Source organism: Pseudomonas sp. GL_117 (assembly GCF_057835125.1).
The window spans coordinates 3062729-3075848 of record NZ_CM174418.1; the positions used below are offsets into that span (position 1 = coordinate 3062729).

General features: G+C 56.8%; 11 protein-coding genes. 8 read left to right on the forward strand and 3 right to left on the reverse strand.

Annotated elements, in window-relative coordinates; translation table 11 throughout:
- Window positions 1–48: 48 nt before the first annotated feature.
- The 3 genes from AC3ISR_RS13660 to ertD all read right to left on the reverse strand — a co-directional run bounded on the left by AC3ISR_RS13660 (window position 49) and on the right by ertD (window position 3699).
- Entirely contained in the window at window positions 49–972 is a 924-nt protein-coding gene (locus AC3ISR_RS13660; RefSeq protein WP_489324805.1) for a LysR family transcriptional regulator, read from the reverse strand.
- Window positions 973–1067: 95 nt separating this feature from the next.
- Entirely contained in the window at window positions 1068–2327 is a 1260-nt protein-coding gene (gene ertE / locus AC3ISR_RS13665) for an N-carbamyl-l-glutamate amidohydrolase ErtE (protein ID WP_489324806.1), read from the reverse strand.
- Window position 2328: 1 nt separating this feature from the next.
- Entirely contained in the window at window positions 2329–3699 is a 1371-nt protein-coding gene (gene ertD, locus AC3ISR_RS13670) for a hydantoin-5-propionate amidohydrolase (protein ID WP_489324807.1), read from the reverse strand.
- Window positions 3700–3896: 197 nt separating this feature from the next.
- Here ertD and hutU point away from each other — a divergent pair, with 197 nt between their 5' ends.
- From hutU to AC3ISR_RS13710, 8 genes are all read left to right on the forward strand, one after another.
- Complete coding sequence (hutU, locus tag AC3ISR_RS13675) at window positions 3897–5588, forward strand: urocanate hydratase (RefSeq protein ID WP_489324808.1); 1692 nt, start codon at window positions 3897–3899, stop codon at window positions 5586–5588.
- A gap of 12 nt (window positions 5589–5600) precedes the next feature.
- Window positions 5601–7124, forward strand: a complete 1524-nt coding sequence (locus AC3ISR_RS13680; RefSeq protein ID WP_489324809.1) for an amidohydrolase family protein — start codon at window positions 5601–5603, stop codon at window positions 7122–7124.
- 36 nt (window positions 7125–7160) lie between these two features.
- Complete coding sequence (gene hutH, locus AC3ISR_RS13685) at window positions 7161–8687, forward strand: histidine ammonia-lyase (RefSeq protein WP_489324810.1); 1527 nt, start codon at window positions 7161–7163, stop codon at window positions 8685–8687.
- A 101-nt stretch (window positions 8688–8788) separates the two neighbouring features.
- Window positions 8789–9562, forward strand: coding sequence for an ABC transporter substrate-binding protein (locus tag AC3ISR_RS13690; protein ID WP_489324811.1), 774 nt, complete (start codon window positions 8789–8791; stop codon window positions 9560–9562).
- Between the two features lie 94 nt (window positions 9563–9656).
- Window positions 9657–10346 (forward strand): ABC transporter permease, encoded by a 690-nt coding sequence (locus AC3ISR_RS13695; RefSeq protein ID WP_489324812.1) that lies wholly within the window; start codon window positions 9657–9659, stop codon window positions 10344–10346.
- Window positions 10343–11107 (forward strand): histidine ABC transporter permease HisM, encoded by a 765-nt coding sequence (hisM, locus tag AC3ISR_RS13700; RefSeq protein ID WP_489324813.1) that lies wholly within the window; start codon window positions 10343–10345, stop codon window positions 11105–11107. The genes AC3ISR_RS13695 and hisM overlap by 4 nt, the downstream gene beginning before the upstream one ends.
- On the forward strand, window positions 11104–11862 hold the full coding sequence (locus AC3ISR_RS13705; protein ID WP_489324814.1) for an ATP-binding cassette domain-containing protein: 759 nt from the start codon (window positions 11104–11106) through the stop codon (window positions 11860–11862). Before hisM ends, AC3ISR_RS13705 begins: the two co-directional genes overlap by 4 nt.
- 29 nt (window positions 11863–11891) lie before the next feature.
- The gene (locus AC3ISR_RS13710) at window positions 11892–13094 is read left to right on the forward strand and encodes a M20 aminoacylase family protein (RefSeq protein WP_489324815.1); all 1203 of its coding nucleotides are present in this window, start codon (window positions 11892–11894) and stop codon (window positions 13092–13094) included.
- Window positions 13095–13120: the final 26 nt, after the last annotated feature.

A 13120-nucleotide genomic window follows, 5' to 3' on the forward strand; every position in this document is an offset into this window, starting at 1 on the left:
CAGTTTTCAATCAGCGCCAACAGTCAATCCGTCTTTGACGGTCGGGGGTCAGCTTTGAGTAAGTCGAAAAGCGTCCATGATTGCCTCCTGCATCAGGCTGGCAGTTCTGGAAGCCCCTTGAGATTCACGCGCGACGACAAACACGGGGCGCTCCACCATGAACTCTGGTAGCGGCAGGCGATAAAGTGCATCGCTTTCCACCCAGGGTTGAGCAATGTGGTCGGGGACGATCCCGACAAAACCGCCGCTCAACAACAACTGCACAGTTCCCTCGACATGGTGGGCCAGGGCACAGGAGTTCTGGAGGAACGAGGCGGGTGCCGCGTCCTGCACCAGGTATCCACGGCGAACATAGTGTGCTGTTTGCTCGACAATTTGGCGGGCCTTTTCTTCGCTCTTGCCGAACGCTTCATGATGGCGACCGCAGTACAACGCAGAGGCTTCGCTGCCAATAACCTGATAGGTCAGAGAGGGAAGGTCCGATTTGCATATAGTGACGCCTACCCCGGCTTTTTTTTCCGCAACCGCTCGCTCTACTGCATCGGGTGGGGCCACACCGATGCTGAGGCTTACTAGCGGATAACGGGTGCAAAAGCTCTGCAGGGCCGAGGCAATAGGGTTGCTTGGTGTGAAGGCGCAGTGATCGATCAACCACAAACTCAACTCACCTTTGACTTCACCTTTTGAACTGGCCAGGGTTTCGCGAAATTCGTCGATCGAGTCGAGCAGGCGAAGTATCGCCGTGTAAGCGACTTGCCCTTCCTGAGTCAGTTGGAAGCCGCTACGACCACGATGACAAAGCTGACTACCAAAGCGACTTTCCAGATCCGACAGCTGTCGGCTTATGGCAGAAATGCCCATTCCAGTCGCCTCTTCGGCGGCGGACAGCCCACCGCATTCGACGACTGCCTTAAACAGTCGCCAATGTTTCAAATCAATGTCATGCAGAGGGGGAACCGATGGGGTGTTCAACTTTTTTATACTCCAGGTGCTGGGAGTAGAGCGCTTGTGTCAACAAGACGTGTCGCGCTCGGCCTTTTGTTAGTGTTGTACACCAAGACAATCTTTTAGGAGAGCTGGCTATCCAAGTGAATCAGGGTTTCAGCCAGAACTCGGGTGCCATCCAGCAGTTGCTGTTGGTCCAGCCACTCCTCAGGGCAATGACTGCGACCACTCAGACAGGGGACGAACACCATCCCCATAGGGCCGGTCGCGCCGACATAAACCGCGTCATGTCCGGCTCCGCTGGGCATGGTCATGTGCGAGTAGCCTAAACGCTCAGCCACCAGGCTGACGGCTTCAATCACGATTGGCGAGCTGTCCGTTGGATCGGCATAGGTCAGCGCTACCGAATCGACTGTCAATCTGAGATCCGCCAGCGCGGGTGCACAGCCATCAAGCAGTTGTTCCGGAAAGTCGAGCAGTACCTGTTTCGAGTCGCTGCGTACTTCCAGAACCATTTCCACTTTGCCGGGCACGGCATTGGGCACATTGGGGCTTACGTCCAGCCGGCCCACTGTGGCAACTACATAGTGAGGATTACCGCTCATGACGGCGGCCATTTTTTGGGCCTCGCAAATCAGCTCCGCCGCACCAACCAATGCGTCGCGACGCAGATCCATGGGTGTGGTGCCCGCATGGTCAGGTAAACCGTGGACAGTGATACCGACGCGACGAATGCCCACGACGTTGGTGACTGACCCGATAGGCAGGCCGCGGCTTTCCAGAACGGGGCCTTGTTCGATGTGCAGTTCAACAAATGCTGCGGTGCTGTTGGGAGCCCTGAGCGCTTGGCCGAGTGCCTCCGGGTCGCCGCCAATACGTGTCAACGCTTGTGCCAGGCTTTCGCCGGCACGGTTCTGTGAGGCCAGCATCTCAGGGCTCAGCAACCCGGAGAAGGCCCGGCTACCTACACAGGAAATGCCGTAGTCGCTCGGCTCTTCGGATAGAAAGTCGATCACCTGGAACGGATGGCGCAAGTGTCGATTGGCGTCCTTCAGCGCGTGGGCGACCTCGAGAGCGGCCAAGACGCCGATGATGCCGTCAAACCGGCCACCGCCGACTACGGTGTCGCAGTGCGAGCCACTGATGAGTGGTTTCAGGTCGGGTTCGCAACCGTCGAGTTGACCGATCAAATTGCCGCCAGCATCCAAACTCACGGTGAGGCCTGCCGCCTCAAATTCAGATCTCAACCAGTGCCTGGCTTGTTCGAACTCGGGTGAAAAGGCGCGCCTGGTCCACGGCACGTTTGACAGCGTAAACGTCGAAAGGGTATTGACCCGATTCCAGAGACGCTCAATGTTCAGTTGCAGCGGTGAGTCGGTCATGTCAGTACGTGCTCTTTGTTGGCGTGCAAGGGCGAAGGAAGCGGCCGTATCCCGGTTTGTTGAGGATCTTTCCTTGATCGAAAACGCTTTGGCCACGGCAGTAAGTAGTCTTGACCCTGGCAGTGAACTCCATGTCTTCGAATGAGCTCCACGTGACCGCGCTCAGGCTGATGGACGGGTCGTAGCGATAACACTCTTGTGCCAACACCACAAAATCGGCGTCTTGACCAATCGCAAAATCACCTTTGCGGTCGTTTAGAAGAAAGTGCTTTGCGGGGTTGTGGCTGAGTTGTTGGACCACGAGCGAAGGGGCCAGGCCTCTGGCCATGGCACCGGTCCAGAACGCCGGCAGTAATGTTTCGAGGCCCGGACCACCTGATGAGTTATGGAACACATTGGGATTGCCTTTGCGTTCCAGGCCCCAGCTGACGTGGTCAGAAGAAACAAAGGTGCAATCACCTTTGGCGATGTGATCCCAAAGTTTCTCGGTTTCTGCCTTGGGTCTGATTGGAGGGTAGTGCTTGGTTTTGGCGCCGAAGCGCCGCGTATGTTCTTCATGGTTGAGCATCAAGTACTGGATGCAGGTCTCAATACTCGCCTTGTGCCCGGCCTTGCGATACATCTCGCACAACTCGAAGCCGCGACCTGTCGATACGTGTACCGGATGGGCTCGGGCGCCTGTTTGTGCGCCAATTTCATAAATCAACGCAGTGGCAAGGTCTTCAATAAGGGGGGGATGAGCCCGAAGGAATGCATCCCAACCGGTATCATTGGCTTCGATCAGACGACTGATGTTATTGCGAGTCAGTTCCTGCATCTGATTGTGCACGCCACACACCAGGCCAGAAGGTGCGATCAAAGTGAACAACTCGGCCAACAGGTCCTCTTCAATTCGCGGGAAGCGGCCCGGTGCAGCTTCAAAGGTCGAGAACTTGAAGGCGCAGGCCCCGGCCTCGATCAATCCAGGTATGGCTGCCAACCCATGAGTGTCATTGACAGTGGCGAACAAACCGACGTCGACATGACAGGTGTCTTCGACTTCCCGGGCCTTGCGGATCAATTGTTCAGCACAGGCGACAGGTTCAGGGTCGTCATAAGGCATGTCGACCATGACGGTAATGCCACCCGCAGCGGCGGCGCGGCTGGCCCAACCCAAGCCTTCCTGGTTGGCCTGACTACCCGAATGCACTTGTCCATCGATTACACCGGGCAAAACCCATTGCCCCCGCTCATCCAACGTATCCCTGGCCGCTGGCGGCTCGCCGCTTCCGCGAGCAGCAATGCGTCCGTCACTCACGGCTAGCCAGCCGTTTTCTACTGTTTGCTGGCTGTCGACGATGCGTCCACGTACCACCAGATCAAAATCACTCATACATCAGCCTCGTCATCAGGTGAATAAGCTTTGAGCGAGTATCGACAGAGGGTGACGAGCCAACCATGCAGCAAGTGGCAACTTCACTTGCAGCTATTGGCATAGTTCTTAGTCGCTGAGGTTTGAATAATTCGAGCCATTCAAGGGGAAGCCTGCCAAAGGTGCTTCCGCATTAACCTCAGCGAGGGTGGCTCGACATGACTCAGCAAAAAGCCAAACAAATCATGGCTGCGCGTGGCAGTACTTTGCGGTGCAAAGGATGGAAGCAGGAAACCATCCTGCGCATGTTGGAAAACAACCTGGAAAACGCTGAGGACGCTTCACGATTGACCGTTTACGGCGGGATCGGCAAGGCCGCGCGCAACTGGGAAAGCTATGACGCTATCGTCGAGTCGCTCAAGGCGCTGGAGAATGACGAAACCCTGGCGATTCAATCGGGCATGCCGGTTGCCATTTTCAAGACCCACCGGTTGGCGCCCCGGGTGGTCATGGCCAACAGCAACGTGATCAAGGCCGACTGGCCAAAATTCTATGACCTGAGTGCGCAAAACCTGACAGCGTTCGCTTCGTATACCGCCGGCCCGTGGCAATACATCGGTAGCCAAGGGGTGATCGAAGGTACCTTCGAAACCCTTGCGCTGGTGGCAGACCGTCACTTCGACAGTGAACTGAAGGGCCGCATCTTCTTCACTGCGGGTCTGGGTGGTATGGGGCGCTCGCAGCCATTGGCAATGAGCATGCACGGCGGCGTGAGTGTCACCGTGGAAATCCGTCAGCAGAGCATTGTCGATCGACTAGCCGCCGGTTATGCCGATGTTCAGGCCGCCTCGCTGGAAGACGCTATTGAAATGGCGGAGAGCGCCAAGCGTGAAGGTCGGGCTCTATCGATCGTTGTTCTCGGCAACATGGTGGACGCTCTGGAGCAGGCGCTCGACTACGGCTGGCGGCCAGACGTTGTCACCGAGATGTGTCCGTGCCATGACCCCTTTGCACTGATTCCCTCCGGGCTGACTCTGGAGCAGGCCGCTGCGTTGCTGGAAACCGACCGCGACGCTTACATGGCCACCTCTCGTCAGTCGATGATCCGCATCGTGCGAGCGATGACACGCTTCCAGAAAGCAGGCTCGGTAGTGTTCGAATACGGCACTTTCGTACGCAAGGAAGCGGTCGATGCGGGGATGTCCAAGGAGGAGGCCTTTTCCTATCCGGGTTGTATTGCCGAATACGTGCGGCCGTTGTTTTTCCTCGGTCGAGGACCGTTCCGCTGGACCTGTGTTTCCGGTGAAATCTCTGACCAGACACGCCTGGATGATCTGGCGCTGGAGATGTTCAAGGATGATAGCCTCGTCACTCGCTGGATCACCACCTCCCGTCACCGCTTGCCTGTAGAAGGTTTGCCCGCACGTATCTGCTTCCTCGGTTTTGGTCAGCGCCGAGCCTTCGGTCTTGCCGTCAACGCGTTGGTGCGTTCCGGTGAACTGGCTGGCCCGGTGGCCTTCTCCCGAGACAACCTGGATACCGGTTCGATTGCCAACCCGGCCTTTGAAACTGAAAACATGCTGGACGGCTCCGATGCGATCTCCGACTGGCCGTACCTGAATGCCCTGCTCAACGTTTCCGCAATGGCCGATCTCGTGGCAATTCAATCCAACGGCACCATGGGTATTTCTGCGCATACCGGTGTGACGATGATTGCCGATGGTTCGGAGGAGGCTGATCTACGTCTGGATGCGTGTCTGACTACCGACTCCGGCATCGGTGTCGTACGCCACGCACAAGCCGGCTACCCGATGGCCAAAACCGTTTCCAAAGGGGAGGGGCCGCTGACCGACAACGCCATTCAAATTCCTCTCTGGTGGTCCCCTCAAGCCACCCAGTACCGCGGGTAAAAGGAAATTGTCATGGCCCTTCTTCATTTGATCGAACAGGTCAGCGTGGTCGGCATGGGTGGTGCGGCCGCCCAGGTCGTGGATGTATTGATCGATGGCGATCGCTTCGTTGGCCTGGCGCCGCGAATCGATCTGTCGACGGTCAATCTCGACGAACGTACCGATGGGCGGGGCAAGTTACTGATTCCCGGGCTGATCAACGCTCACCATCATTCTCATGATCGTTTCGACAAGGGCCGTTTTTCCGGGATTCCGCTGGAGATCTGGATGGGCTTATACAACCCGCCATCCTATCGACGTGGATGGACTGCTCGCGAGGTGTACCTGCGCACGTTGCTTAACGGCATCGAGATGCTCCGAAGTGGCATCACCACTGTGGTCGATGACATTCACTTCGGCGGGCACCTGGAACCGGAGGTCGTGCATTCGGCGTTTCAGGCTTATTCGGATCTGGGCATTCGTGCAGACGTGAGTGTGGCGTGGTCTGACCGGCCGTTTCAGGAAGGTATCCCCTACCTGACCGAGCGGTTGCCCAACGAGCTCAAGGGCAGCGTGCCGACTCAGGCAGCAGATCGAGTGCTGGAGCATTGGCAAGAGCTGGCCCGCAGCTGGAACGGCCGAGTGCGCTTCGTATTTTCACCTTCCGGTCCACAGCGCTGCAGTGCCGACTTTCTGCAACAGACCTGGGCGCTGGCCGAGCAATACGATCGTCCGGTACTGATCCATCTGTTGGAAACCCGGATCCAAGCACTGACGGCGGCGAAGTTCTATGGCAAGCCGATGGCCGCGTATATGGACGATTTGGGTCTGCTGACACCCCGTAGCGTGCTGGCCCACGGAGTGTGGCTCTCACCCGACGAACTTGATCTTATTGCCAAAAGAGGCTCCAGTGTCGTGCACAACCCAGCCTGCAATATGAAGCTGGGGAGTGGGGTAGCGCCCATCGCCGAGATGCTGCGACGCCAAGTGAACGTCGGCCTGGGAACCGATAACAACAATGGCAATGACCTGAACTCGATGTTTGATGCCATGCGCCTGGCAGCACTCTCTAACGCACTTATTGATCAAAGTCATGCCTGCCCGGTGGATGCGATGCAGGCGTTCAACATGGCCACGCTCGGTGGCGCCAAAGCCATCGGGCGAGGTGCTCAGACGGGTTCGATCGAGATCGGCAAGCAAGCCGATTTTTGCCTGATCGATCTTAAAACCAGTGCATTCACGCCGCTCAACGATGCCTTGACGCAATTGGTCTTTTGCGAACAAGGAGGCTCTGTGCGTGACGTGTACGTGGGGGGGCGCAAGCTGGTGGATCAGGGCCGAATCACCCGCATCGATGAAGAGGCGTTGATGCTTGAGCTGATGGAGCGCATGCCGATCCTGCAAGGACGGGTTCGTGGTGGACAGCGAACCAGCGAAATCCTGCGCCCGTACTTGGAGGGCGCTTATCAAGACTGTCTGGACGACCCGCAAATGGAGGGCATGCGCCATTCAATCAACCAATTTGACCGATTCAGACTGGGCAGCAAACCGGTTTAGTTCGCTTCAACTCATTTACGAACAGCGAGAAAACACATGAACACACTACAAAAAATTGTCCCGGGCGAAACTCGTATTTCTACCTGGCGTGCCATTTACAACGGAGCTCCGGCTCGACTCTGCGAAAGCGCCCGGTCCGGTATCGAGGCTGCCGCGAAGATGGTCGATACGCTGGTCGATAGCGGTTGCGCGGTATATGGCTTGAACACTGGATTCGGCAAACTGGCCAATGTACGGATCAGCGACGCGGATCTTTGCCAGCTGCAAAAAAACCTCGTGATGTCACACATGACCGGTTACGGCCCTGCACTGGGTGCCGATGTGGTTCGTCTGGTCATGGCATTGAAAGTGGCCAGTTTGGGACGTGGAGCTTCGGGCGCGCAGTATCGCACCGTGGAGTTGCTCGAAGACATGCGCGAACGTGGCGTCATCCCGTTTATTCCTGCCCAAGGCTCGGTGGGCGCCAGCGGTGACTTGGCGCCTCTGGCACACATGACCGCAGTGATGATCGGCATGGGGCAAGCCTGGTATGAAGGTGAGTTGCTCGACGGTGGTGAAGCGTTGGCCCGTGCAGGCCTGACCCCCATCGTGCTGGCGCCCAAGGAAGGCTTGGCGTTGATGAATGGCACCCAGGTATCGACGGCACTCGCGCTGACCGGCTTGTTTGCATTGGAAAACGCTTTCATGGCCGCTATAGCGATCGGCTGCCTGACCACCGAGGCGCTGGCGGGTATTGCCAGTCCGTTCGACCCGCGTATCCAGGCATTGCGCGGCCATCCGGGACAGATCACCGTGGGTGCTGCATTCAAGCGTCTGCTTGACGACAGCCCGATGCGGGCCATCTCACAAGCTTCCGGCAAGGTTCAGGATCCCTACAGCATTCGCTGCCAGCCCCAGGTGCTGGGCGCTTGTCTGGATCTGATCCGCAACGCCAGTGTCACCCTGGAAATCGAAAGCAACGCCGCTTCCGATAACCCGCTGATTTTCGTCGACACCGGTGAAGTGATCTCCGGCGGTAACTTCCACGCCGAGCCGGTAGCGTTTGCCGCAGACATGTTGGCTATCGCCATTACCGAAATCGGCAACCTGTCCGAGCGTCGCTGCAACTTGCTGCTTGATCCAGCGTTTTCAGGTCTTCCACCGATGTTGACCGTCGATGCCGGACTCCACTCTGGCTACATGACGGCACATATTTCGGCTGCCGCCATGGCCTCCGAAAACAAACAACGCGCAACCCCGGCATCCATCGACACCATCCCTACAGCGGGCAACCAGGAAGACCATGTGTCGATGGCCACTCACGGAGCACGCCGTCTGCTGGAAATGACTCGTACCTTGCGCGGGATTCTCTCTATCGAGGCGCTGTGTGCGGCCCAAGGTCTTGATCTGCGAGGCGGCGAGTTGTACAGCGCGCGCCTGGCTCCGGTGATTGCCAGCATCCGCGGAAAGGTTCCGGTAATGAATGTGGATCGGCCAATCGCGCCGGACATGGCCAGCGTTGCCGAGTTGATCCGCAGCAGCGAGCTGGTCGAGGGCTGCCCGGATCTGAAAACACTGTTCTGAGTGCATCACCCAGCGCCTGCCAGATCTGTGGCCGGCGATGGATAACAACAACCAAATCAACAACCCCTGAAGTCTGCCAACTACCTCATAGAGAAATAATCATGAACAAGAATCTCGTTGTAGCTTGTGTAGTGTTGCTCCTTTGCTCCGCTGGGGCAAAGGCCGAAGAAGTGTTGCGCTTGGGCGTGGACCCGACCTATCCACCGCTGGAATATCGTGATCCGCAAGGCGAGATGATCGGTTTCGATATCGAGTTGGGTAACGAAATCTGTAAGCGCATGGCCGTCAAGTGCGAGTACGTTCAAAGCAGCTTCGATGGTTTGATTCCCGGTCTGCTGGCGCGCAAGTTCGACGGCGTATTGTCGAGTCTGTCCATCACTGAGCAACGTCTGAAGCAGATCGACTTCAGCGCAAAACTCTCCAATCCCTCCACACGCCTGGTTGCTCGTACCGGCTCAGGGATCTTACCGACACCCGCCGGGCTCAAGGGCAAAACGGTGGGCTATCAGCAAGGCACCATTCAAGAGTCCTACGCGCGTGCTTATTGGAAGGTACCAGGCATCAAGCTGCAGGCCTATGCTAGTCAAGACCAGGTTTACGCTGACCTGCTGAATGGCCGTATCGATGCCTCATTGCAGGATGAAGTGCAGGCGACTTATGCCTTTTTGAAAACGGATCAGGGTAAAGGGTATGAGTTTGCCGGCCCGATCATTGTCGATGCCAAGGTGTTGGGCAGCGGTACTGCGGTAGGTCTTCGTAAGGAAGATCAGCACCTCAAGAGCGGTATAGACAAAGCCATTGCCGGGATGCTGGCTGATGGCACCTATCAGAAGATCGCCAGCAAATACTTCGACTTCGATATCTACGGCGGTTGACGGCACGCACGATTTTGCGGCCATGACGGCTCGTTGAAAGTCATGGCCGGCCCTATGTCGATCTGTTCTGTACATCTATTGCGAGTGATGCGCCATGCAATGGCTTGAGTATCTACCCTTGATTGCGAAAGGCGCCTTGAGCACCGTCGAACTGGCGCTGGTAGCGCTGGTCCTTGCTCTGTCTCTTGGACTGATTACCGCGTTGGCAAAACTGTCAGGCAAACCTTGGCTGACCTTTCCCGCTCAGTGCTACACCACCCTGATCCGGGGTGTTCCGGATCTGGCGTTGATGTTGCTGATCTTCTACACCATCCAGATCGGGATCAACCAGGTCACCGACAAGCTTGCGTTGGGTCGTTTCGACATTGACCCCTTTGTTGCCGGCGTCATGACCCTGGGTTTTATCTACGGCGCGTATTTCGCCGAAACCTTTCGTGGCGCGTTTCTGGCCATTGATAGAGGTCAGGCCGAGGCCGCCAGTGCCTATGGGCTCTCGTCTCGGCAAACCTTTCAAAAAGTACTGCTGCCACAGCTGATTCGCTTCGCATTACCAGGCATCAGTAACAATTGGCAGGTATTGGTCAAGGCAACCGCGCTGGTCTCGATCATTGGGCTCAGCGATCTGGTCATGGCGGCTCAGGAGGCGGGTCGCAGCACCCACAACACACTGATGTTCATGGTGCTGGCCGGCGGAGTTTATTTTTGCCTGTCGGGCTTTTCCAGCTTGCTCTTGTACTGGATCAAGAACCGTTCTGCCGGTTGGGTACGGGAGGCCGAGCTATGATCGATCTCTTTCAGACCTATTGGCAGAGTTTTCTCTGGACCGATGGCCAGCAGTGGAGCGGGGTAGCCGTCACCTTGATGCTTTTGATCGTTTCAACGCTCGGCGGCTTTGCCTTGTCGATTCCTTTGGCGCTGGGCCGGGTGTCGTCCTCACGTTCCTTAAGCGCGATTATCTGGTTGTACACCTACACGTTCCGGACTACACCGCTGTACGTGCAACTGCTCATTATCTACAGCGGCTTGTATAGCCTGGCGTTCATTCAGAGCACCGCTGTCCTCAACAACTTTTTTCGTGACGCCTACTGCTGCACGTTGTTTGCGTTCGTGCTCAACGAATGCGCCTACATGACTGAGATACTTGTCGGCTCGATTCGTGCCAGCAGTCGGGGCGAAGTCGAAGCGGGCCGGGCTTTTGGCTTGAGTGCAACGGTACTTAATCTCAAGGTCATTCTACCCAGCGCATTGCGACGAGCGCTGCCGGCTTACAGCAACGAAGTCATCTTCATGCTTCATGGCACCACGCTCGCGTTCACTGCCACGGTGCCGGACATCCTAAAAGTGGCCCGTGACATCAACGCTGAAACCTATGCGACGTTCACCACCTACGGTCTTGCATCCCTGCTGTACCTGATGATCTCGTTCTGCATCATCGCCAGTTTCAATCGTGCCGAGAAACGCTGGCTCAGACACCTCAAGCCGCGCAAGGCCAAAACAGCCGTTGAGCACTCCGTCCCCCTGATAAAAGAAGGCAGCCTGGTATGAATGCCCTGACCGTTGAAAACATCCACAAATCCTATGGCAACCATAAAGTCCTGCACGGGGTTTCATTGAGCGCCAAGCGCGGCGAAGTCATCAGCATTATTGGCTCCAGCGGCTCCGGTAAAAGTACCTTTCTGCGTTGCATAAACTTTCTCGAACAGCCTGATAGCGGTCGAGTCAGCCTGGACAATTTGACCATCGATATTGGCGCGGGCAAACCGATCCGCCCGGACCGTCGTGCGTTGCAGGGGCTACGCACTCGGCTGGCGATGGTGTTTCAGCACTTCAACCTCTGGGCGCATATGACGGTGCTGGAGAACGTCAGCATGGCGCCGGTACATGCGCTCAAGGTCAGTAAGGAGGAGGCTCGTACCCGAGCCATTGTCTATCTGGAGAAAGTGGGGCTGGATGCCCGTTTCCACGACAGCTACCCGGCACACCTTTCCGGCGGTCAACAACAGCGTGTAGCGATAGCACGTGCCCTGGCGGTCGAGCCTGAAGTCATGCTGTTCGATGAGCCGACCTCTGCCTTGGATCCGGAGTTGGTCGGTGAGGTACTGAAGATCATGCAGGAACTCGCACAGGAGGGTCGAACCATGATTGTCGTAACCCATGAAATGAGCTTCGCCCGGCATGCATCAACTCAAGTGGTATTTCTGCACGGCGGCAAGATTGAAGAACAGGGCAAACCTGAACAGCTCTTTGATAACCCGCAAAGTGCACGCCTGCGCCAGTTTCTTGCGTTAGACCTCAAGTGATCGATGATTCAATCGGCTGGAGAGTGGTCATGAAGAACACAGACTGTATCAAAGTGCCCGAGGCGATCTATGCCCTGAGACGGGATATCCATCGCCATCCGGAGTTGGCCTTCGAAGAGCAAAGGACCTCTGACCTGATTGCTTGCACGCTCGAATCGTGGGGGTTGAAGGTTCACCGGGGACTTGCGGGTACCGGAGTGGTGGGTATTTTGCGATGCGGTACCGGCAACAAATCCATCGGCTTACGGGCGGACATGGATGCACTGCCGATCCAGGAGCACAACCAGTTCGATCATGCCTCCATCCACGAAGGAAAAATGCACGCCTGTGGCCACGATGGCCATTGTGCAATGTTGTTGGCTGCGGCGTTTGAACTCGCGCGTACACGACGAATAGACGGCACAGCGTATTTCATTTTTCAGCCCGCCGAAGAATGTGACGCTGGGGCCCGACGGATGATCGAAGAGGGCCTGTTTGAACTGTTTCCCATGGACGCGGTGTTTGGCATGCATAACTGGCCCGGCCTGGAGGCGGGACAGTTTGCTGTACGTCCGGGGGCGATGATGGCATCCGATACGGAGTTCCGTATCCGCCTGTCTGGTAAGGGCGGACACGCCGCGTTGCCGCAGCAATGCATTGATCCTTTGCAGCCCTTGATGCACATTGCCCAGGCATTGCAGAGCATCATTACGCGCAATCTGGACACTCAGGATCCGGCCGTGATCTCCGTCACGAATATTCATGCAGGCAGTGATGCAAGCCTGACAGTCATCCCGGACGACGCTTGGTTGGGTGGGACGTTCAGGGCATTTTCCCGTGATGCCATGAGCTTGATTGAAGCGCGCATGAGGGAGATCGCCCACAGCGTCGCTGTCGCTTTCGATTGCCGCGCGCAAACCTCGTTTAAATCCGACTACCCACCCCTGATCAACCACCCTCACGAGACAAACATCTGCATTGAGATCCTGCGCAAACTGGCCGGTGAAGAGCGAGTCATTACCGACGGCAAGCCGACCATGGCTGCTGAAGACTTTGCCCATATGCTCGAACATAAACCAGGTTGCTATGTGTTCATCGGCAACGGTGAGGGCGCTCATCGTGGTGTCGGCCATGGTCCTGGCGCGTGTGTTCTACACAATGCGAGTTTTGATTTCAACGACGATATCTTGTCGATCGGAGCGACTTACTGGGTACGCTTGGCTGAAACCTGGCTCTTGGACGAAACCCTGTAAAACCGTTGGAGCAACCAGCTTGATCC